The organism is Dietzia sp. B19 (genome assembly GCF_014145155.1).
In the GTDB taxonomy this organism is placed as follows: Bacteria; Actinomycetota; Actinomycetes; order Mycobacteriales; family Mycobacteriaceae; genus Dietzia; species Dietzia natronolimnaea.
Genome location: NZ_JAALED010000009.1, coordinates 1 through 20,268 on the forward strand (window position 1 = coordinate 1; position 20,268 = coordinate 20,268).

Annotated in this window: 32 protein-coding genes; 1 reads left to right on the forward strand and 31 read right to left on the reverse strand. The window is 67.5% G+C overall.

Features of this window, described 5'->3' with window-relative positions; all coding sequences use genetic code 11:
* Positions 1-134: 134 nt before the first annotated feature.
* From rplQ to rpsJ, 31 genes are all read right to left on the reverse strand, one after another.
* The gene (gene rplQ, locus G6020_RS00350; RefSeq protein WP_182609292.1) at positions 135-740 is read right to left on the reverse strand and encodes a 50S ribosomal protein L17; all 606 of its coding nucleotides are present in this window, start codon (positions 738-740) and stop codon (positions 135-137) included.
* A 34-nt stretch (positions 741-774) separates the two neighbouring features.
* Positions 775-1,809 (reverse strand): DNA-directed RNA polymerase subunit alpha, encoded by a 1,035-nt coding sequence (locus G6020_RS00355; protein ID WP_067716627.1) that lies wholly within the window; start codon positions 1,807-1,809, stop codon positions 775-777.
* A 106-nt stretch (positions 1,810-1,915) separates the two neighbouring features.
* Complete coding sequence (rpsD, locus tag G6020_RS00360) at positions 1,916-2,521, reverse strand: 30S ribosomal protein S4 (RefSeq protein WP_179525909.1); 606 nt, start codon at positions 2,519-2,521, stop codon at positions 1,916-1,918.
* Positions 2,522-2,543: 22 nt separating this feature from the next.
* Positions 2,544-2,951 (reverse strand): 30S ribosomal protein S11, encoded by a 408-nt coding sequence (gene rpsK / locus G6020_RS00365; RefSeq protein WP_017838216.1) that lies wholly within the window; start codon positions 2,949-2,951, stop codon positions 2,544-2,546.
* Positions 2,951-3,319: a 30S ribosomal protein S13 gene (rpsM, locus tag G6020_RS00370; RefSeq protein WP_179525910.1), complete on the reverse strand. Its 369-nt coding sequence runs from the start codon at positions 3,317-3,319 to the stop codon at positions 2,951-2,953. Before rpsM ends, rpsK begins: the two co-directional genes overlap by 1 nt.
* Positions 3,320-3,488: 169 nt before the next feature.
* A complete protein-coding gene (infA, locus tag G6020_RS00375) occupies positions 3,489-3,710 on the reverse strand; it encodes a translation initiation factor IF-1 (RefSeq protein WP_010541191.1) in 222 nt (73 codons plus the stop codon).
* Positions 3,711-3,823: 113 nt separating this feature from the next.
* Positions 3,824-5,104 carry a lipase family protein gene (locus G6020_RS00380; protein ID WP_187700450.1) on the reverse strand — a complete coding sequence of 427 codons (1,281 nt, stop codon included), beginning with the start codon at positions 5,102-5,104 and terminating at the stop codon, positions 3,824-3,826.
* A gap of 87 nt (positions 5,105-5,191) precedes the next feature.
* On the reverse strand, positions 5,192-5,995 hold the full coding sequence (gene map / locus G6020_RS00385) for a type I methionyl aminopeptidase (RefSeq protein WP_182609293.1): 804 nt from the start codon (positions 5,993-5,995) through the stop codon (positions 5,192-5,194).
* Between the two features lie 6 nt (positions 5,996-6,001).
* Positions 6,002-6,547 carry an adenylate kinase gene (locus G6020_RS00390; RefSeq protein WP_182609294.1) on the reverse strand — a complete coding sequence of 182 codons (546 nt, stop codon included), beginning with the start codon at positions 6,545-6,547 and terminating at the stop codon, positions 6,002-6,004.
* Positions 6,548-6,597: 50 nt separating this feature from the next.
* Positions 6,598-7,920 (reverse strand): preprotein translocase subunit SecY, encoded by a 1,323-nt coding sequence (secY, locus tag G6020_RS00395; RefSeq protein WP_182609295.1) that lies wholly within the window; start codon positions 7,918-7,920, stop codon positions 6,598-6,600.
* Positions 7,921-8,125: 205 nt separating this feature from the next.
* Complete coding sequence (gene rplO, locus G6020_RS00400; RefSeq protein WP_179525914.1) at positions 8,126-8,575, reverse strand: 50S ribosomal protein L15; 450 nt, start codon at positions 8,573-8,575, stop codon at positions 8,126-8,128.
* Between the two features lie 2 nt (positions 8,576-8,577).
* Positions 8,578-8,760 (reverse strand): 50S ribosomal protein L30, encoded by a 183-nt coding sequence (gene rpmD, locus G6020_RS00405; protein WP_017838209.1) that lies wholly within the window; start codon positions 8,758-8,760, stop codon positions 8,578-8,580.
* Positions 8,761-8,763: 3 nt separating this feature from the next.
* On the reverse strand, positions 8,764-9,426 hold the full coding sequence (rpsE, locus tag G6020_RS00410; RefSeq protein WP_182609296.1) for a 30S ribosomal protein S5: 663 nt from the start codon (positions 9,424-9,426) through the stop codon (positions 8,764-8,766).
* 43 nt (positions 9,427-9,469) lie between these two features.
* Positions 9,470-9,865 carry a 50S ribosomal protein L18 gene (gene rplR / locus G6020_RS00415; protein ID WP_241730653.1) on the reverse strand — a complete coding sequence of 132 codons (396 nt, stop codon included), beginning with the start codon at positions 9,863-9,865 and terminating at the stop codon, positions 9,470-9,472.
* Positions 9,866-9,867: 2 nt separating this feature from the next.
* Positions 9,868-10,404, reverse strand: coding sequence for a 50S ribosomal protein L6 (gene rplF / locus G6020_RS00420; protein WP_179525916.1), 537 nt, complete (start codon positions 10,402-10,404; stop codon positions 9,868-9,870).
* An 11-nt stretch (positions 10,405-10,415) separates the two neighbouring features.
* Positions 10,416-10,814, reverse strand: coding sequence for a 30S ribosomal protein S8 (rpsH, locus tag G6020_RS00425; RefSeq protein WP_179525917.1), 399 nt, complete (start codon positions 10,812-10,814; stop codon positions 10,416-10,418).
* Between the two features lie 273 nt (positions 10,815-11,087).
* Positions 11,088-11,660: a 50S ribosomal protein L5 gene (rplE, locus tag G6020_RS00430; RefSeq protein WP_179525918.1), complete on the reverse strand. Its 573-nt coding sequence runs from the start codon at positions 11,658-11,660 to the stop codon at positions 11,088-11,090.
* A 2-nt stretch (positions 11,661-11,662) separates the two neighbouring features.
* Entirely contained in the window at positions 11,663-11,977 is a 315-nt protein-coding gene (gene rplX, locus G6020_RS00435) for a 50S ribosomal protein L24 (RefSeq protein ID WP_182609297.1), read from the reverse strand.
* Between the two features lies 1 nt (position 11,978).
* Entirely contained in the window at positions 11,979-12,347 is a 369-nt protein-coding gene (rplN, locus tag G6020_RS00440) for a 50S ribosomal protein L14 (protein WP_095717592.1), read from the reverse strand.
* Positions 12,348-12,493: 146 nt separating this feature from the next.
* Positions 12,494-13,450, reverse strand: a complete 957-nt coding sequence (locus G6020_RS00445) for an alpha/beta hydrolase-fold protein (RefSeq protein WP_347238272.1) — start codon at positions 13,448-13,450, stop codon at positions 12,494-12,496.
* Between the two features lie 677 nt (positions 13,451-14,127).
* Positions 14,128-14,403: a 30S ribosomal protein S17 gene (rpsQ, locus tag G6020_RS00450; RefSeq protein ID WP_179525920.1), complete on the reverse strand. Its 276-nt coding sequence runs from the start codon at positions 14,401-14,403 to the stop codon at positions 14,128-14,130.
* Positions 14,404-14,420: 17 nt separating this feature from the next.
* Positions 14,421-14,651: a 50S ribosomal protein L29 gene (gene rpmC, locus G6020_RS00455; RefSeq protein WP_017838199.1), complete on the reverse strand. Its 231-nt coding sequence runs from the start codon at positions 14,649-14,651 to the stop codon at positions 14,421-14,423.
* The gene (rplP, locus tag G6020_RS00460) at positions 14,651-15,067 is read right to left on the reverse strand and encodes a 50S ribosomal protein L16 (protein WP_017838198.1); all 417 of its coding nucleotides are present in this window, start codon (positions 15,065-15,067) and stop codon (positions 14,651-14,653) included. Before rplP ends, rpmC begins: the two co-directional genes overlap by 1 nt.
* Positions 15,068-15,069: 2 nt before the next feature.
* The gene (rpsC, locus tag G6020_RS00465) at positions 15,070-15,903 is read right to left on the reverse strand and encodes a 30S ribosomal protein S3 (RefSeq protein ID WP_179525921.1); all 834 of its coding nucleotides are present in this window, start codon (positions 15,901-15,903) and stop codon (positions 15,070-15,072) included.
* Complete coding sequence (gene rplV / locus G6020_RS00470) at positions 15,904-16,344, reverse strand: 50S ribosomal protein L22 (protein WP_179525922.1); 441 nt, start codon at positions 16,342-16,344, stop codon at positions 15,904-15,906.
* Complete coding sequence (gene rpsS, locus G6020_RS00475) at positions 16,341-16,622, reverse strand: 30S ribosomal protein S19 (protein ID WP_017838195.1); 282 nt, start codon at positions 16,620-16,622, stop codon at positions 16,341-16,343. Before rpsS ends, rplV begins: the two co-directional genes overlap by 4 nt.
* 14 nt (positions 16,623-16,636) lie before the next feature.
* Positions 16,637-17,473, reverse strand: coding sequence for a 50S ribosomal protein L2 (gene rplB / locus G6020_RS00480; RefSeq protein WP_107757059.1), 837 nt, complete (start codon positions 17,471-17,473; stop codon positions 16,637-16,639).
* Between the two features lie 31 nt (positions 17,474-17,504).
* Positions 17,505-17,807, reverse strand: coding sequence for a 50S ribosomal protein L23 (rplW, locus tag G6020_RS00485; RefSeq protein WP_179525923.1), 303 nt, complete (start codon positions 17,805-17,807; stop codon positions 17,505-17,507).
* The gene (gene rplD, locus G6020_RS00490) at positions 17,804-18,502 is read right to left on the reverse strand and encodes a 50S ribosomal protein L4 (RefSeq protein ID WP_182609299.1); all 699 of its coding nucleotides are present in this window, start codon (positions 18,500-18,502) and stop codon (positions 17,804-17,806) included. The genes rplW and rplD overlap by 4 nt, the downstream gene beginning before the upstream one ends.
* On the reverse strand, positions 18,499-19,164 hold the full coding sequence (gene rplC / locus G6020_RS00495; protein WP_179525925.1) for a 50S ribosomal protein L3: 666 nt from the start codon (positions 19,162-19,164) through the stop codon (positions 18,499-18,501). Before rplC ends, rplD begins: the two co-directional genes overlap by 4 nt.
* 52 nt (positions 19,165-19,216) lie before the next feature.
* The gene (gene rpsJ / locus G6020_RS00500; RefSeq protein WP_003938093.1) at positions 19,217-19,522 is read right to left on the reverse strand and encodes a 30S ribosomal protein S10; all 306 of its coding nucleotides are present in this window, start codon (positions 19,520-19,522) and stop codon (positions 19,217-19,219) included.
* Positions 19,523-20,068: 546 nt separating this feature from the next.
* On the opposite strand from rpsJ, the gene G6020_RS00505 reads away from it, so the two are divergent.
* The coding region (locus G6020_RS00505) for a hypothetical protein (RefSeq protein ID WP_182609300.1) at positions 20,069-20,268 on the forward strand (200 nt) is incomplete at its 3' end.

The following is a 20,268-nucleotide window of genomic DNA, read 5'->3' on the forward strand; positions in this document are numbered from 1 at the left end:
CGAGGCCGTGGGCGCGGTTCTCTGACGGGGACCGCCGGGACGACGACGGGACGACGACGAGGGCCCCGCCGACCGCGTGACGCGGTGGGCGGGGCCCTCACACCGGATCCGTGACGGATCGGGCCTGACGCGACTCAGGCCTTGCCGGTGTCCTCGCTGGTGGCGTGGGTGGTGTCCTCGGACACCGCGTCGGCGGTCTCCTCGGCGGTGTCCACGTCGGCGTCGTCGGCGGCCTCCACCTGATCGGCGATCGGGCTGTTGGCCTCGGCCTCGGCGGTCACCTCATCGGTGGTCACGTCGTCGGTGGACTCCGTGGCCGAGGTGTCGGCCGACTTCTTGGAGGCGGCGGCGCGGGTGGCGCGCGTGGCCTCGGCGGACGCCAGCGGCTCGGTGACGAGCGCGATCATCGCCATGGGCGCGTTGTCGCCCTTGCGGTTCTCGAGCTTGACGATCCGGGTGTAGCCACCGTCGCGGTCGGCGACCCGGGGGCCGATCTCGGCGAACAGCTTGTGCAGGACGTCCTTGTTGCGGACGAGCTTGGCGGCCTCACGACGGTCGGCCAGCGTGCCGCGGCGCGCCTTGGTGATGAGCTTCTCCGCGTACGGACGAAGCAGCTTCGCCTTGGTCTCCGTGGTTCGGATCGCATCGTGCTCGAACAGCTGGGTGGCCAGGTTCGACAGGATGAGCCGCTGGTGGGCCGGGGATCCGCCGAGGCGGGCGCCCTTCTTGGGCTTGGGCATCAGATTCTCCTAGGAATGGTGTGCTGAGAGCTCGTCAGAGCTGCTCGGTCTCGGCGTAATCCTCGCCGCCCTCGTCGGTCCACGTCCCGGTCTCGGCGTCGTAGCCGGCGACCGAGGCGGGATCGAACCCGGGGGGCGCATCCTTGAGCGACAGGCCGAGCTCGACGAGCTTGACCTTGACCTCGTCGATCGACTTCTGACCGAAGTTGCGGATGTCGAGCAGGTCCGACTCGCTGCGCGCCACGAGCTCGCCCACGGTGTGGACACCCTCGCGCTTGAGGCAGTTGTAGGACCGGACGGACAGGTCCAGGTCGTCGATCGGCATGCCGTAGGCGGCGATGTGATCGGCCTCGGCCGGGCTGGGCCCGATCTCGATGCCCTCGGCCTCGTCGTTGAGCTCACGTGCCAGGCCGAAGAGCTCGACCAGCGTCTTGCCCGCGGACGCCAGGGCGTCACGGGCGGTCATCGAGTTCTTGGTCTCGACGTCCAGGACCAGGCGGTCGAAGTCCGTGCGCTGGTGCACACGGGTGGCCTCGACCTTGTAGGTGACCTTGAGGACGGGCGAGTAGATCGAGTCGACCGGGATGCGGCCGATCTCGTGTCCCGCGTCCTTGTTGAGCCCCGCGGGGACGTAGCCACGACCGCGCTCGACGACCAGCTCGATCTCCAGACGGCCCTTCTCGTTGAGAGTGGCGATGTGCAGGTCCGGGTTGTGCACCTCGACGCCGGACGGCGGGACGATGTCACCGGCGGTGACGGCTCCCGGGCCCTGCTTCTTGAGGTACATGGTGACCGGCTCGTCCTCGACGGACGAGACGACCAGGCCCTTGAGGTTCAGGATGATGTCGGTGACATCCTCCTTGACGCCCGGCACGGTGGTGAACTCGTGCAGGACACCCTCGATGCGGATGCTGGTCACGGCCGCGCCCGGGATGGACGACAGCAGCGTGCGACGCAGGGAGTTGCCGATGGTGTAGCCGAAACCGGGCTCGAGGGGCTCGAGCACGAACCGTGAGCGGTTCTCGGAGACGACCTCCTCGGTGAGGGTGGGCCGCTGGGAGATGAGCATGTGCTACCTCTTTCGATTCTCGGCGTCCGCTATTTGACGCCGTAGTAACCCACCGTCGCCGGGCGGGCCGCGATGTGCGGCCCGCCCGGCGACGGGGGAGGACAGATCACTTCGAGTAGAGCTCGACGATCAACTGCTCCTGCAGCGGCACATCGATCTGCGCGCGCTCGGGAAGCTGGTGCACGAGGATGCGGAGCGTCGTGGGGACGACCTGCAGCCACGCCGGGACGGGACGCTCGCCGAGCATCTCGGTGGCGATCTCGTACCAGTCCATCTTGGTGGACTTGGGACGGACGTCGATGATGTCGTACTGCGACACCCGGTAGCTCGGGATGGTCACCTTCTGGTCGTTGACCCGGAAGTGACCGTGGCTCACGAGCTGGCGTGCCTGGCGACGCGTCTGCGCGAGACCCGCGCGGTACACGACGTTGTCCAGACGCGATTCCAGGATCTGGAGGAGGTTCTCGCCGGTCTTACCGCCCCGGCGGTTGGCCTCCTCGTAGTAGCGACGGAACTGCTTCTCCATCACGCCGTAGGTGAAGCGGGCCTTCTGCTTCTCCTGCAGCTGGGTGCGGTACTCGGACTCCTTGATCCGCGCGCGGCCGTGGTGGCCGGGCGGGAAGGGCCGACGTTCGAATGCGGTGTCCCCACCGACGAGGTCCACGCCCAGACGGCGGGACTTGCGGGTGACGGGGCCGGTGTAACGTGCCATGGTTCTCTACGTTCCTTCCGGCTCAGACTCGACGCCGCTTGGGCGGACGACAGCCGTTGTGGGGCTGGGGGGTGACATCGGAGATCGTGCCGACCTCGAGGCCGGCGGCCTGGAGCGAACGGATGGCGGTCTCACGACCCGAACCCGGGCCCTTGACGAACACGTCGACCTTCTTCATGCCGTGCTCCTGCGCCTTGCGGGCCGCGTTCTCGGCGGCGAGCTGGGCGGCGAAGGGCGTCGACTTGCGCGAGCCCTTGAAACCGACGTGGCCCGAGGACGCCCAGGCCAGAACGGCGCCGGACGGATCCGTGATCGAGACGATCGTGTTGTTGAACGTGCTCTTGATGTGGGCCTGGCCGTGAGCGACGTTCTTCTTCTCCCTGCGACGGCCCGTCTTCTTGGGGCCCGCAGCGCGTGACTTGGGGGGCATTACTTCTTCTTTCCGGCGACGGTCTTCTTCGGGCCCTTGCGGGAGCGGGCGTTGGTCTTGGTCCGCTGACCGCGGACGGGGAGACCCCGGCGGTGGCGGATGCCCTGGTAACTGCCGATCTCGATCTTCCGGCGGATATCGCCCTGGATCTCACGGCGGAGGTCACCCTCGACCTTGTAGTTGCCTTCGATGTCGTCACGAAGGACGGTCAGCTGCTCGTCGGTGAGGTCCTTGGTGCGCAGGTCCGGGCTGACCCCGGTCCGCTCGAGGATCTCGACGGCCCGCGTGCGACCGATGCCGAAAATGTAGGTGAGCGCGATCTCCATACGCTTGTCACGTGGGAGATCAACGCCGGCAAGACGTGCCATGTGGCGTTTCTCTTTCGTCGTGCGGTAGGTCTGCTCCCCGACCGTCCCCGATGCCGCATGGTCATCTCACGATGAGCATCCGTCCGGGGCCCTGGCCTCCGCATCCAGGGGTGTGGTACCCGCCTCGACCAGGTACTTCAGAGGCGGCTGGTTCAGGGAGTTGAGCGCTTTACTTGTAGCGGTAGACGATCCGACCGCGGGTGAGGTCGTACGGTGACAGCTCGACGACCACCCGGTCCTCGGGGAGAATGCGGATGTAGTGCTGCCGCATCTTCCCACTGATGTGCGCGAGGACCTTGTGTCCGTTCTCGAGCTCGACGCGGAACATTGCGTTCGGCAACGGCTCGACAACTCGGCCCTCGACCTCGATGGCTCCGTCTTTCTTTGCCATGCTGGTTACGGTCCTCCACGATTCCCCGGATGTCGTCTACCGGATTCTGGTGCACTGGTGGGCACACCGACGTATAAGCCTACGTCAGTGGTCGTTCTAGTGCCAATCGGCGCTCACCCGTAGCAGGCGCGTCCTGCCGGCACGCCGTCGAAGCGCTGCTGCAGCCAGTTCATCGCGGCCGGCAACTTCTCCACCGCGCCGAGGAGATGCTCGGGCGCCAACCCCGGCTCCCACGTGAGCGGGGTCCCCTCGCGGCAGTAACGCGTGGCGGTCTCCTCCGCGTCCCAGAACGGCACCAGCGGGTCGGTGCGGGAATGCCACATGAACACCGGCACCCGGGGGACGTCCGGTGTCAGGCGCACGCTGTTCTCCGCGAAGGCCCGCATCAGGCCCTCCTCCGCGAGCAGGTCTCCCCCCTCGAGGACCATGGGCACGGACCGGAACGCGCCGTACACCAGCAGCGAGGCCGTGCACCTGCCCTTCATCCGCTCGAACAGCGCCCAGCCCTCGGGGGTGAGCTTCTCCTCGAGACGGATGTCCTCCGGGTACTCCCGCGCCATCCCCACGGCGGCGGCGAAGGCCAACCCGAACGCGGGGTGCGGCCAGTTGCCGATCATCCGCGCCATCGTCGTCATGTCCGTCGGGATGCCGCCCTGGGCGACCCCCACCAGGTTGACGTCCGGTGCGTAGTCGTCGTGCATGAGCGACACCCAGGCACTGGCGATCCCGCCACCCGAGTACCCCAGCGCCCCGAACCGGCTGTGCCGCGCGTCGAACCGGGGGTCGTCGCGGACGGCCCGCATCCCGTCCAGCACGATCCGCGCGGACAGCTGTCCCCCGGGGTAGGCGACCTTGGGACCGAGATGATCGGGGATGAGCACCGTCCAGCCCTGGTCCAGCCGGACCCGCAGGAACGCCATCGCGTTGTCCTGCACCGTCTCGAGGGTCGGGTTGACCAGGGTCTCGGTGGGGGCGCAGCTCTGCCCCAGTGCGTTCAGGTAGTGCTGGTAGCTCAGGACGGGGCCGTTCGGGCGCGCGTGGGGCGGCCGGACCACCGTCGCGGTCGCGAGGATCGGACGATCCCGGGTGTCGGTCGACCGGTACGCGATCTCCGTCACCTCGTACCCGAGGAACGCGGGCATGGTCACGACCCGGGTGTTGATCACCTGTCCGAGACCCGCGGCCGCGAGCACCGCGGGGTCCGCGTGATAGAACGGCGCCGGCTGGGGGTCCTCCATCAGGGACCCCTGTCCGCCCTCCATCAGCGACTGCGCGGCCGCGGACGGGGTCGGTCCCGCCATCTGGGCCAGGATCACCACCATCGTGAGGACAGCCGCCACAGCCGTGCGCGTCGGTGTGATCGTGGTTCGGCGCACGTGGGGGTGAACGAGCATGCCCTGACCTTTCAGGCCGGTGGTCAACAGTGGGAACACTCTAACCTGAGGCCCGGAGGGCCCGGCACCGGTCCCCCGCGACCGCGCTCAGTCCGTGGGCCGAACGGTGAGCACACGGGGGCCGTCGGCGGTGACGGCGACCGTGTGCTCCCAGTGTGACGACGGCGACCCGTCCACCGTGACGACCGTCCAGTCGTCGGCCAGGGTGCGGGTGTCGGTCTCGCCACCCAGGACGAGCATGGGCTCGACGGCCAGGACGGACCCCTCCTGGAGCCGCGGCCCCTTGCCCGGCTTGCCCTCGTTGGCGAGGAACGGCCACTCGTGCATCTCACGACCGATGCCGTGCCCGCCGAACCCGTCGACTATCCCGAGGGTGACGCCGAGACGCTGCTCCGCGCGACGCGTGGCGGTCTCCAGGGCGTGCGAGACGTCCGTCAGGCGGCTACCGGGAGTCATGGCGAGGATGCCCTCCGCGAGCACCTCCCGCGTCGCCTGGTTGAGAAGGGCCACCTGAGGGTCCAACTCGCCCACGCCGAAGGTCCACGCGGAGTCGCCGTGCCACCCGTCCAGCACCGCGCCGCAGTCGACCGAGACCAGGTCGCCCTCCTGCAGGACGGTGGTGGGTCCCGGGATCCCGTGGACGACCACCTCGTTGACGGACGAGCAGATCGACCCGGGGAACCCCTCGTACCCCTTGAAGGACGGGACCGCACCGGCGTCCCGGATCAGCTGGTCGACCAGCGAGTCGAGATCCGCGGTGGTCGCGCCCGGAACCGCCGCCTCGCGTGCGGCGACGAGCGCACGACCGACGATCCGGCCGGCCTCCTCCATCGCGTCCAGCTCGCCGGGAGTGCGCGCTGTCACCACGCTCGTGCGCGACCGACCGAACACGACTGCTCAGCGATCCAGCGCGGCGAGGGCCCGTGCGTTGATCTCGTCGACCTCGCCCACGGCGTCGACGGTCGTGACATCGTCGCCGTAGTACTCGAGGAGGGGTGCCGTCTCGGACCGGTAGACGGCCATGCGGTTGCGGATCACGTCCTCCGTGTCGTCCTCACGACCGCGGGCGAGCATCCGCGCGACCACGGTGTCCTCGTCGACCTTGAACTCGATCACGACGTCGAGCTCGAGACCCGCCTCGGCGAGCATGCCCTTGAGCGCGTCGGCCTGCTCGACACTGCGGGGGTAGCCGTCGAGCAGGAACCCCTCGGTCGCGTCGGGCTCACCGATACGCGCCTCGACCATCCGGTTGGTGACGTCCGCGGGAACGAGGTTCCCGGCGTCGATGTAGGACTTGGCCTCCTTGCCGAGGTCCGTCCCCTGGGAGATGTTGGCCCGGAAGAGGTCACCCGTGGAGATGTGCGGGATCCCGAGCTTCTCCGACAGCAGGGCCGCCTGGGTTCCCTTGCCGGCGCCGGGGGGGCCGAGGAGGACGAGACGCATGGTGGGGACCAGCCTTTCTTCAGTGTGATGTGCTCGGGGGACGCGGGCGACTACTTGAGGAAGCCCTCGTAGTTGCGCTGCATGAGCTGTGCCTCGATCTGCTTCACGGTGTCGAGACCCACCGACACCATGATGAGCACAGCGGTGCCACCGAACGGCATGTTCTGCATGTCTCCACCCCCGCTACCCATGTCGAGGAAGACGTTGGGCAGCACCGCGATCAACCCGAGGTACAGGGAACCGAACAGCAGGATCCGGTTGAGCACGTACCCGAGGTACTCGGCCGTCGGGCGACCCGGGCGGATGCCCGGGATGAAGCCGCCGTACTTCTTCATGTTCTCGGCCTGCTCCATCGGATCGAACTGGATGGCCACGTAGAAGTAGGCGAAGAAGATGATCAGGGCGAAGTACAGCAGGATGTAGCCCCAGCTCGAGGGGTTCTGCAGGTACTGCATGACGTAGCGCTGCCAGAACCCGTCCGCGGCGGGCTCCGGCCCCTGGATCAGCTGGGTGATGAGGATCGGCACGTACATCATGGACGACGCGAAGATCACGGGGATGACGCCGGCCTGGTTGACCTTGAGCGGCAGGTAGGTCGACGTGCCGCCGTACTGACGACGTCCGACCATGCGCTTGGCGTACTGGACCGGGATACGGCGCTGGCCCTGCTCGACGAACACGACCGCGACGACGATCAGCACCACCGCGAACATGACCGCGGCGAACTTCAACGTCGAGGAGTTCTGGTAGATGTTGACGCCCTCGGCGGGGATCCGCGAGGCGATGCCGGCGAAGATCAGCAGCGACATGCCGTTGCCGACGCCGCGGTCGGTGATGAGCTCACCGAACCACATGACGAGCGCTGCGCCGGCGGTCATCACGATGACGATGGTGGCCAGGGTGAGGATGTCATCGTCCATCAGGACGGACTCGCCGTTGCCGAGCAGCTGCCCGCGGTCGGCGAGCGCCACGATGCCGGCGGACTGCAGCACGGCCAGCGCGATGGTGAGATAACGCGTGTACTGCGTCATCTTGGCCTGACCGGACTGCCCCTCCTTCTTGAGTTGCTCGAAGTAGGGGATCACCACGGTGAGCAGCTGCACGATGATGCTCGCCGTGATGTACGGCATGATGCCGATCGCGAACACGGACAACTGCAGGAGTGCGCCGCCGGAGAACAGGTTGACCAGGGAGTACAACTGCGCGTTGTCCCCGGTCATCGCGGTGTCGAGGAGTCCCCGGAGCTTGGGGTAGTCGACACCGGGCGACGGGATCTGCGCGCCGATGCGGTAGAGGATGATGATCCCGAGGGTGAAGAAGATCTTCTTCCTCAGATCCGTGTCCTTGATCGCGGACGCGAGTGCGGAGAGCACATGTCCTCCTGGTCATGGACGGCCCGTAGCCGCCGCCTTCGTCGAATGCAGATGCGCCGGGAGGGTCAGACCGACGGCAGTGGTGCCGCACCCCGAACGCACAACAAGAAAAACTGTATCAAGATGAGCGCAGGGGCCGGATCCGAGACTCTCGGACCCGACCCCTGCACCCGTCATCCGGCCCCGTCGGGGGCCGGTCGGGGACTCAGGCCCCGGCCTCCGACACGCTTCCGCCGGCGGCCTCGATCTTGGTCTTGGCCGACGCGGACACCTTGTCGACGGCCACGGTCACGGCCACGGAGATGTCCCCGTCGCCCAGGACCTTGACCGGCTGGTTCTTGCGGACGGCCCCCGCGGCGACGAGCTCGGCGACGCCGACCTGCCCACCGGAGGGGAACAACCGCTGGATGTCGGACACGTTGACGACCTGGAAGACGACCTTGTTGCGGTTCTTGAAGCCCTTGAGCTTCGGAAGACGCATGTGGATCGGCATCTGGCCACCCTCGAACGCCGCGGGGACGTTCTTGCGTGCCTTGGTTCCCTTGGTACCGCGACCGGCGGTCTTGCCCCGCTTGCCGCCCTCACCGCGACCCACGCGGATCTTGTCGGTGTGGGCGCCGGGTGCCGGGCGCAGGTGATGCAACTTGATGGTCATGCTCACTCCGTCTCTTCGACCACGACGAGGTGGTTCACGACGTTGATGAGACCCCGGGTCTGAGCGTTGTCCTCACGGACGACCGTCTTCCGGATGCCCTTGAGTCCCAACGTCCGCAGGGAGTCCTTCTGGTTCTGCTTGGTCCCGACAGTGCCGCGGACCTGGGTGATCTTGAGGTTGGCCATGATCTACGCCCCCTGTCCGGCACGTGCGCGGAGCATGCCCGCGGGTGCGACGTCCTCGATGGGCAGACCACGGCGGGCCGCGACCTCCTCGGGACGATGGAGACCCTTGAGCGCGGTCACCGTGGCGTGGACGACGTTGATGGCGTTGTCCGACCCCAGCGACTTGCACAGGATGTCGTGCACGCCGGCGCACTCGAGCACGGCACGCGCCGCGCCGCCCGCGATCACACCGGTACCCGGCGAGGCCGGACGGAGCATGACGACGCCCGCGGCCGCCTCACCCTGGATCGGGTGCGGGATGGTGGAGCCGATGAGCGGGACGCGGAAGAAGTTCTTCCGGGCCTCCTCCGACCCCTTCTGGATCGCCGCCGGCACCTCCTTGGCCTTGCCGTAGCCGACGCCGACCATGCCGTTGCCGTCACCCAGGATCACGAGGGCGGTGAAGCTGAATCGCCGACCGCCCTTGACGACCTTGGAGACGCGGTTGATGGTGACGACACGCTCGATGAACTGTGACTTCTCGTCGTCGCGGCCACCGCGACGATCGTTTCCGCCACGGCCACGGCCCCCGCCGCCGCGGCCGCCCTGGGCGTTGTCGTTGGTGGTGGTCTTGTTGTCCGCGGCGGGCCCGGTGCTTCCGCCGTCACGACGCTGACGTCCCGGCATCAGACGGTCCTTCCGTTAAGGGTCAGTGCAGTGGTCTTGGTCATCAGAACTCCAGCCCACCCTCGCGGGCGGCGTCGGCCAGGGACGCGATCCGGCCGTGGTACTTGTTGCCACCACGGTCGAACACGACGGCATCGATGCCGGCGGCCTTGGCGCGCTCGGCCAGGAGCTGGCCGACCTTCGCGCTGCGGTCCTTCTTGTCGCCCTCGAGAGTGCGGACATCGGCCTCGATCGTCGACGCGGCGGCCAGCGTGCGGCCGGCCAGGTCGTCGATGATCTGGGCGTGGATGTGGCGCGAGGACCGGTTGACGACCAACCGCGGACGCTCGGGGGTACCGGCGACCTTCTTGCGGAGGCGGTAGTGGCGCCGGGTACGGCCGACACGACGTGCTGTCGAGACGTCGGTACCCAGCGGGGAACGCTTCTTTGTGCTGCTCATGGTCACTTACCCGTCTTTCCGACCTTGCGACGGACCTGCTCGCCCTCGTAACGGATGCCCTTGCCCTTGTACGGGTCGTGCTTCCGCAGCCGCTTGATGTTGGCGGCGATCTGGCCCACCTGCTGCTTGTCGATCCCGGAGATCGAGAACTTCGTGGCGCCCTCGACGGCGAACGTGATGCCGTCGGGTGCCGCGATCGGCACGGGGTGCGAGTAGCCGAGGGCGAACTCGAGGTCCGTGCCCTTGGCGACGACGCGGTAACCCACGCCGAAGATCTCCATCTTCTGCACGTAACCCTCGGTGACGCCCACGACCATGTTGTTGACCAGGGAGCGGGAGAGGCCGTGCAGCGACCGGTTGTCCCGGTGGTCGTCGGGACGGTTCACCGTGATGGTGCCCTCCTCGACCGACACCGTGATCGGTGCGGGGAGATCCTGGGTGAGCTCACCCTTGGGACCCTTGACGGTGATGGTCTGGCCGTCGACCTTGATGTCGACGCCGGACGGAACGGTGATCGGAGCCTTGCCGATTCGTGACATTTCTCGCCCCCTTACCAGACGTAGGCGAGGACTTCCCCGCCCACCTTCTTGTAGTTCGCCTGACGGTCCGTGAGCAGACCCTGGGAGGTCGAGATGATCGCGATACCCAGTCCGCCGAGGACCTTGGGCAGGCCGGTGGACTTGGCGTACACGCGGAGACCCGGCTTGGAGACTCGCTTGATGCCCTGCAGGCTGCGCTGGCGCGACGGGCCGTACTTGAGGTCGATGGTGAGCTTCTTGCCCACCTCGGCGTCCTCGACGGCGTAGTCGGTGATGTAACCCTCTTGCTTGAGGATCGCCGCGATGTTGCCCTTGATCTTGGAATGCGGCATGGAGACGGTGTCGTGGTACGCCGAGTTGGCGTTACGCACACGCGTCAACATGTCCGCGATGGGGTCGGTCATCGACATGGATTTACCATGTTCCTTTCTCGTCACGGTTCCCATGCAGCACGGGTGCGGTCGACCTGTGGGCCGGCCGTGTCCGTCGTGGGCCTATCACGAAGAGTTCGAATGTTCTGTTGTGTGGGGCCCGCCGATCGTCTGACGATCTGCGGGGGACCCGCCGCGCGTGGCGCTCTTCTCGCCACCCGCGACCCGACGGCTGGGCCGTCTGCCCGTCGCCGGGGACCCGCTGATGCGGTGCCCCGGCGCGGACGGCCGGTCCGGCCCTGACCCGTGAGGTCAGTCCTCCTTGAAGGGGAAGCCGAGGTGCTTGAGCAGCGCCCGACCCTCTTCGTCGTTCGTCGCGGTCGTGACGACCGTGATGTCCATGCCGCGGGGGCGGTCGACCTTGTCCACGTCGATCTCGTAGAACATGGTCTGCTCGTTGAGCCCGAAGGTGTAGTTGCCGTGACCGTCGAACTGCTTGCCCGAGAGGCCGCGGAAGTCGCGGATTCGCGGGAGGGCGATCGTCGTCAGACGATCGAGGAACTCCCACATGCGGTCACCGCGCAGCGTCACACGCGCGCCGATCGGCATCCCCTCTCGGAGCTTGAACTGCGCGATGGACTTGCGGGCCCGGCGGATCTGCGGCTTCTGGCCGGTGATCAGCGTGAGGTCGGTGATCGCGCCGTTGATCAGCTTGGCGTCACGGGCGGCGTCACCGACACCCATGTTGACGACGACCTTGACGACGCCCGGGATCTGCATGACGTTCGCGTACTCGAACGTCTCGTTCAGGGCCGGCTTGATCTCGGCGCTGTACCGCGCCTTGAGACGCGGCGTGTACCCGGTGGGAAGTGCGGTTTCGGTCATGGTCACAGGTCCTTCCCGGTCTTGCGCGAGACCCGGACGCGCTTACCGTTCTCGTCGGTGCGGATTCCGACGCGCGACGGGGCGCCGTCCGCGTCCACGACCATCACGTTGGACACGTGGATCGGGGCCTCCTGCGTGACGATGCCACCGGAGGAGGCGCCACGCTCGGCAGCCGAGTTGGCGGTGTGCTTCTTGATGCGGTTCACGCCCTCGACGAGGACCTTCTCCTGCGCGGGGAAGGCCTGGATGACCTTGCCCTTGGCGCCCTTGTCCTTGCCGGCGATGACGAGCACCGTGTCGCCCTTGTGGACCCTCATGTCAGAGCACCTCCGGAGCCAGCGAGACGATGCGCATGAACTTCTTGTCGCGCAGTTCGCGACCGACGGGCCCGAAGATACGGGTACCACGCGGGTCGTTGTCGTTCTTGATGATGACGGCGGCGTTCTCGTCGAACTTGATGTACGAGCCGTCCGGGCGACGGCGCTCCTTGGCGGTGCGCACGATGACGGCCTTGACGACCTCACCCTTCTTGACGTTGCCACCGGGGATGGCGTCCTTGACGGTGGCGACGATGATGTCGCCCACGCCTGCGTAGCGACGCTTGGATCCGCCGAGAACGCGGATGCAGAGAATCTCCTTGGCACCCGTGTTGTCGGCGATCTTGAGTCGCGACTCCTGCTGGATCATGGTTCTCCTGACCAGGCTTGTTCAGATGTGTGCCGGATTCCGACCCGACACACGCGGCCACGTCACCCGCACCGGTCTCGCGACGCGGCTACCACGGGCAACTGTTCCAGTGTAGGGGTCCCGGCGCCCGAGCCCCAAATCGCCCGTCAGCTCCCGGCGGATCCGGACGAGCCGGCCGAACCGAGCGAGCCGGCCGATCCTCCCGCGCCGGGTGCCTCCCCCGCTCCCCCGGTCGTCGTCCGGCCGTTGGGCACGGCGGGCTCCAGACCGGTCAGGATGTGGTCCATCCCGGGCAACATCTGGGTCACGAAAACGGGCCAGTTGTGGATACCGGTCGGCATGTAGCTCATCCGGAGTCGCACGTCGGGGACGGAGGCAAGGGCGGATTCCAGATTCCTGGTGCTCTCGTAGGAGCCCTTCTCGAGGATATGCCCGTCGATGAGAACGAGTTCGTTGCTTCCGAAATTGCCGAGCTCCGCGGAGCCGACCCGCCCGGTGGCCGCACTGAGATAGACGGCCATACCCTCCAGGCCTGACGGGTCGGCGACGGTGTCGTGCGCCTGCCAGGCCGCCGATCCACGCGGGCCCCACATGTTGGTGGCGTCGCCGTTCCGCGCGGCGACCGTCAGCCGCGAGTACTGGTAGCCGAGCTCGTCTGTCGTCGAGTAGGCACCCGACACCCCACCGACCCCGCTGAACATCTGGGGATTGGTGTTGGCGAGGTGCAACGCCGACGCCGCCCCCATCGATACGCCGAGTACACCCCAGTCCCCGTTGTGCGCCGGGGGCTCGACGATCCCCGACAGTCCGTTCACCAGCAGTTCCGGAAGCTCCTCGGTAAGGAAAGTCTCCCAGTTGTTCGGCCCGAGAACCGGATCATCGGTAAGCCAGTCCGACCACATCGAGGACGGCGCGCCTGTCGGTGCGATTACGTTGACCTCACGTTCGCGAAGGGCCGGGTCACCCCAGCCCATCCCACCGCTCCACCCCGAGGGCGACTCACTCCCGACGCCGTCCAGGAAGTAGACGTTGGGGGCGTCGACCCCGGCGGGTGCGCGATACACCTCGACGCGGACGGTCCGCTGCATCGTCTTCGACGTCACGGTCCAGACCTCTGCCCGGGCATCGTCCGGGTTCAGCGAACCCGGGAACATGGGCCGCACCTCCCGGACCGTGTTCTCGGTGATCGTCGAATCGCGCGTGGCGATCGGCCTGGACGATGGCGCGGAGCTACCGGGGCGGGCGAAATCACCCGAGCCCGCGGCGGCCACGGACCCGAGAACGGAGGTCAGCGGGATGGGAGCGCCCAACTGCGTAAGGGCGGCGACGCTCAGTGACGGAACCCCGAGCAGACTGCCCGGTGCAACGCTCGGCACCAGGGATCCGGGGTCAAGGCTCTGCGCACCCGCAGCCCCTGCACCGGCCCCGATGACCATGGCCGCCGCGGCCACGCTCGTCGCACGGAGGGCGGCGGAGGTGCGACGACGCACTCCCCCGTGCCCATCCCCGTGCGCGCCGGTACGGCGTCCGTCGAACCCGTCCCGACCAGTTCCGTCCCGATCGATATCCGGCCTTCTCGTCATTTCCCGATCCCGTCCTCGTGCGCGACGCGGCCCACGGGAACTGACGCCCCGGGCCGCAGGGTGAACTCCGGCTCGGTCGCCGATGACACAATACTGACTTGTCGTATCAAGACTAGGATTTTGTTACATCCCCACACGCCGCCGGCCCGGCCCCGAGTGTTCGGGGCCGGGCCGGGGGTGAGAGTGGAGCGACTCTCCTACTTCGCGCGCTCCAGGACCTCGACGACGCGGTAGCGCTTGGTGGCGGACAGCGGGCGGGTCTCCATGATCCGCACGCGGTCGCCGACACCGGCGTCGTTGGTCTCGTCGTGCGCCTTCACACGCTCGGTACGGCGCATGATCTTGCCGTAGAGCGGGTGCTTCACGCGGTCCTCGAGTTCGACGACGATGGTCTTGTCCATCTTGTCGGACACGACGTACCCGATCCGCACCTTGCGGCTGTTGCGCTCGGTGTTCTCGCTGGCCTCAGTCACGGCTGCTTCCTTGTCACTCACTTGGCATCACCCGGCGCCGCCGACAACCCGAGCTCGCGCTCGCGGATGACGGTGTAGATGCGTGCGATGTCGTGACGGACGACGCGCAGGCGACGGTTGTTGGTCAGCTGACCGGTGGCCATCTGGAAGCGCAGGTTGAACAGCTCCTCCTTGGCCTCACGAAGACGCGCGGTGAGCGCATCGGCGTCGAGTTCACGCAACTCGGGGGCGGTGGTTCCACTAGCCATCAGAACTGCTCCTCCCGGGTCACGATACGGGTCTTGCACGGGAGCTTGTGCTGCGCGCGGCGCAGCGCCTCGCGTGCGGTCTCCTCGTTCGGGTACGACATCTCGAAGAGGATGCGACCCGGCTTGACGTTCGCGACCCACCACTCGACGGATCCCTTACCGGAACCCATGCGGACCTCGGCGGGCTTCTTGGTCAAGGGGCGATCGGGGTAGATGTTGATCCACACCTTGCCGCCACGCTTGATGTGGCGGTTGATCGCGATACGCGCGGACTCGATCTGACGGTTGGTGACGTACGCCGGCTCGAGAGCCTGGATGCCGTACTCACCGAACGTCACCTTGGTGCCGCCCTTGGCCCCGCCGCTACGGCCGGGGTGGTGCTGCTTGCGGTGCTTGACGCGCTTGGGGATAAGCACTGTCACGCCTCCCTGGTCTGATTCTGCGGAGCCTGGGCGGGGGCCTCGGCAGCCGGACCGGAACCGGCGCGGCCGGTCTCGGTGCTGGTGGCCGTGGTGCCCTGGGCGCCGGAACGACGCGGCCGGCCTGCGCCACGCTCGCGGCGCGGTCCTCGGTCGGCACCGCCGCGGTTGCTGGACTGGGCGTACTGATCGGACTCGCGACGACCGCCGACCACGTCACCCTTGTAGATCCACACCTTGACGCCGATGCGACCGAAGGTCGTCTTGGCCTCGTAGGTGCCGTAGTCGATCTCGGCACGCAGGGTGTGAAGCGGGACGCGACCCTCGTGGTAGCGCTCCGAACGCGACATCTCGGCACCGCCGAGACGACCCGAGCAGACCACCTTGATGCCCTTGACCTGCGGCTGACGCATCGCGGACTGGATGCCCTTACGCATCGCGCGGCGGAACGCCACGCGGTTGGAGAGCTGCTCCGCGATGCCCTGGGCCACGAGCTGGGCGTCGGCCTCGGTGTTCTTGATCTCGAGGATGTTGAGGTGGACCTGCTTCGCGGTGAGCTTCTCGAGCTCGCCGCGGAGACGGTCGGCCTCGGCGCCACGACGACCGATCACGATGCCCGGCCGGGCGGTGTGGATGTCGACGTTGACGCGGTCGCGGGTACGGGAGATGTCCACGCCCGAGATGCCGGCCCGCTCCATGCCCTTGGACAGGAGCTGACGGATCTTGATGTCCTCGGCGACGTAGTCCGCGTACTGCTTGTCGGCGTACCACTTGGACGTCCAGTCCGAGGTGATGCCGAGACGGAAGCCGTGCGGCTGGATCTTCTGTCCCATTTAGCGGGCACCTCCCTGGTTACGACGACCCCGGCCGGTGGAACCGGCCTTCTCGGGCACGCTGGTCACCTCGACGGTGATGTGGCTCGTGCGCTTACGCACTCGGAACGCACGACCCTGGGCACGCGGACGGAACCGCTTCAGGGTCGGGCCCTCGTCGGCGAACGCAGCCGACACGACCAGGGTCCGGGGATCCAGGTCGAGGTTGTTCTCGGCGTTCGCGATGGCGGACGCGAGGACCTTGCCCACCGGCTCGCTGGCGGCCTGCGGGGCGAACCGCAGGATGTCCAACGCGTCGGAGGCGTCCTTGCCCCGGATCAGGTCGATCACACGACGCGCCTTCATGGGCGTGACGCGGACGAACTTGGCGGTGGCCCGGGCGGAGAGCTGCTGCTCGTCCTGCACCGTGCCTTCGGCGGTCTTGCTGGTATCAGTGCTCATCGGCGCTTACTCTTCCGATCGTCCTTGATGTGCCCCTTGAACGTGCGCGTCGGCGCGAACTCGCCGAGCTTGTGACCCACCATGGAGTCGGACACGAACACGGGCACATGCTTGCGGCCATCATGGACGGCGAACGTGTGGCCGATGAAATCGGGCAGGATCGTCGAGCGACGCGACCAGGTCTTGATGACCTGATGAGTACCCTTGTCGTTCTGCGCGTCCACCTTCGCGAGGAGGTGCTCGTCGACGAACGGACCCTTCTTGAGACTACGAGGCATCCTAGTTTCCCTCCTTAACGCTTCTTACCGGTGCGACGGCGACGGACAATCATCTTGTCGCTCGCCTTGTTGGGCTTGCGGGTCCGGCCCTCGGGCTGGCCCCACGGGCTGACGGGGTGACGTCCACCGGACGTCTTACCCTCGCCACCACCGTGCGGGTGGTCGACGGGGTTCATGACCACACCGCGGACGGTCGGGCGGACGCCCTTCCAGCGCATGCGGCCGGCCTTACCCCAGTTGATGTTCCCCTGCTCGGCGTTGCCGACCTCGCCGATCGTCGCGCGACAGCGGACGTCGACCCGGCGGATCTCGCCGGACGGCATGCGGAGTGAGGCGTACGCGCCCTCCTTGCCGAGCAGCTGGATCCCGGCACCGGCGGCGCGTGCCATCTTGGCACCGCCCCCGGGACGGAGCTCCACGGCGTGCACGACGGTACCTGCGGGGATGTTGCGGAGCGGCAGGTTGTTGCCGACCTTGATATCGGAACCGACACCCGACTCGACCTTCATGCCCTGCTTGAGGTTCCGCGGGGCCAGGATGTACCGCTTCTCGCCGTCCGCGTAGTGCAGGAGGGCGATGTTGGCGGTGCGGTTGGGGTCGTACTCGATGTGGGCGACGGTGGCGTCGACGCCGTCCTTGTCATTACGACGGAAGTCGATGACACGGTACTGGCGCTTGTGGCCACCGCCCTTGTGACGGGTGGTGATCCGACCGTGACCGTTACGGCCACCGGTCTTGTGTAGTGGGCGAAGCAGCGACTTCTCGGGCGTCGAGCGGGTGATCTCGGCGAAGTCCGAGACGCTCGAGCCGCGACGGCCGGGCGTCGTGGGCTTGTACTTGCGGATAGCCATGAGGTTCTCTCGTCCTTAACTCTTCCCGCCGTCAGGCGGTCAGACCCGGGATCTCGATGGGCTTGCTGTCGGCCGCAAGGGTCACGATGGCGCGCTTGGTGCTCTTGCGCTGTCCGAACCCGGTGCGGGTGCGCTTACGCTTGCCCTGACGGTTGGCGGTGTTGACGGACTCCACCGTGACGCCGAAGATCTCCTGGAGGGCGATCTTGATCTGCGTCTTGTTGGCGTCCGGGGCGACCAGGAACGTGTACACGCCCTGCTCGAGCAGGCCATAGGCCTTCTCGGAGACGACGGGGGCGAGGATCACGTCCCGGGGATCGGCGACGGTGCTCACTTGTCGGCCTCCTTCGCGGCGGTGTTATCCGTGCCTGCGGCACGCTTGCTGGCCTGCGAGACGAACGCGTCCAGTGCCTCCACCGTGAACACGACGTCGTCTGCACGCAGCACGTCGTAGGTGTTGAGCTGATCCGGAGCGATGGGATGGACGTGGTCCAGGTTGCCCACCGAGCGCCACGCTGCGACGTCCTCGCGGCCGACGACGAGCAGGAACTTCTTGCGACCGGACAGGCTTCCGAGGAAGTCCCGCACGCCCGCCGTCGACGGGGTCTGACCCTCGACGAGCTCGGTGACCACGTGGATACGATCGCTGGCGGCCCGGTCGGACAGGGCACCGCGGAGGGCGGCGGCCTTCATCTTCTTGGGGGTGCGCTGCGAGTAGTCGCGCGGCTTCGGACCGTGGACCGTGCCACCGCCGGTGTAGGCGGGGGCGCGGGTCGAGCCCTGGCGGGCGCGGCCGGTGCCCTTCTGGCGGAACGGCTTGCGGCCACCGCCACGGACCTCGCCGCGGGTCTTGGTCGAGTGCGTGCCCTGCCGCGCCGCGGCGAGCTGAGCCACGACGACCTGGTGCATCAGCGCCAGGTTGGGCTCGACGCCGAAGATCGCGGCGGGCAGCTCGACCGACCCGTCGGCCGAACCGGCCGGGGTACGGACGTCAAGCTTGAGATTCACGGTGTTCTCCGTCGTGGTCATGCGCGCGCACCGCCCTTCACTGCGGATCGGACCATCACGAGGCCGCCGTTGCGGCCCGGGATGGCGCCCTTGATCAGGAGGACGCCGGCTTCGGCATCGACCTTGTGGACCTTGAGGTTCATGGTGGTCACGCGCTCGTTGCCCATGCGGCCGGCCATCTTCTTGCCCCGGAACACGCGGCCCGGGGTGGATGCGCCACCGATGGAACCGGGCCGGCGGTGCACGGCCTGGGTGCCGTGTGAGGCGCCCTGTCCGTGGAAGCCGTGACGCTTCATGGTGCCGGCGAAGCCCTTGCCCTTGGAGGTTCCGGTGACGTCGACGAAAGCGCCGTCGGAGAACACATCCGCGCCGAGCTCCTGGCCCAGCTCGAAGGCTGCTGCCTGCTCCGCGTTGTCCAGCCGGATCTCCGCCAGGTGGCGACGCGGGGTCACACCCGCCTTGGAGAACTGGCCCGTGACGGGCTTGGTGACCTTACGGGGGTCGATCGCGCCGAACGCGATCTGGACGGCGTTGTAGCCGTCGGTCTGCTCTGTACGGATCCCGGTGACTACACACGGCCCGGCCTTGATGACGGTAACCGGGACGACCCGGTTGTTCTCGTCGAAGACCTGGGTCATGCCGAGCTTCGCGCCCAGGATTCCCTTGATCTCGGTAGTACTCATCTGTTCACTGTCTCCGCTGCACGTTGCTTGCTGACCGCTGCTCGGTCGGAGGTCACTGGATGTTGACGTCGACGCTGGCAGGCAGGTCGATGCGCATGAGCGCGTCCACGGTCTTGGGCGTGGGGTCGAGGATGTCGATCAACCGCTTGTGGGTGCGCATCTCGAAGTGCTCGCGCGAGTCCTTGTACTTGTGCGGCGAGCGGATGACGCAGTACACGTTCTTCTCGGTCGGCAACGGCACCGGGCCGACGACACGAGCTCCCGTACGGGTGACCGTCTCGACGATCTTGCGCGCCGAGGCGTCGATGGCCTCGTGGTCATAGGCCTTCAGCCTGATGCGGATCTTTTGTCCCGCCACTTCGTCCTCATTCTCCCCCCGCCCCTGAAGGCGGCTGTCGTGAGCGCCCTCGCTGCGCGGGGGACACTTCTGTGTTCGCTTGTCATACGTGACACCGTCTGACCGTCTACCACCCGGTCACATGCATCGGTGCTTCGTCGTGGAGGACCGCCGTCGCGCGCTCACGAACGTGACACGACCACGAGCCCTCCAGAGGACGGAGTGCCGCACTCCCGCGGGGCGAGGGTGACGGCGGAACCGATCCGCTGCCGCTGTTGATGTGTCACGACGCGTCCACGCGGTCGGGCGTGTCGCCCTCCCACTTTTCCGGCGGGTGATCGCTCACCCGCCCCGGTCGTGCTCGCCCGACCAACCCGGCGATCGCGGGGCCCGGGGGCCACACGAGTTCGCCGCCTTGTCCGGGCAACTCGACCAGTATGCCGCACGCACCCCACGGGATCAAAATCGCCGGGGCCGACGGGTCGGGGATGCCGCGCCCGCGTGCCGCGACTTCGGTAGCGTCGAGCCATCAGCGCCCATGCGCCTCGTCACCCAGGAGAGCCCCACGTGAACAGCCGACGCGAACCACGCGACCCCGCCGCCTACAAGCGGGATCGTCGCCAAGCCGTCCTGCGCCACCACCCGGACAAGGGCGGTGACCCGGACGAGATGCTCCGCGCGCTCGAGGAGGTCGACCGCAGACACGGGGTCGGCGGGCCCCGCCGCCCGGAACACGCCGCGACCGCCGAGCAGGTCGCCGCGGTGGC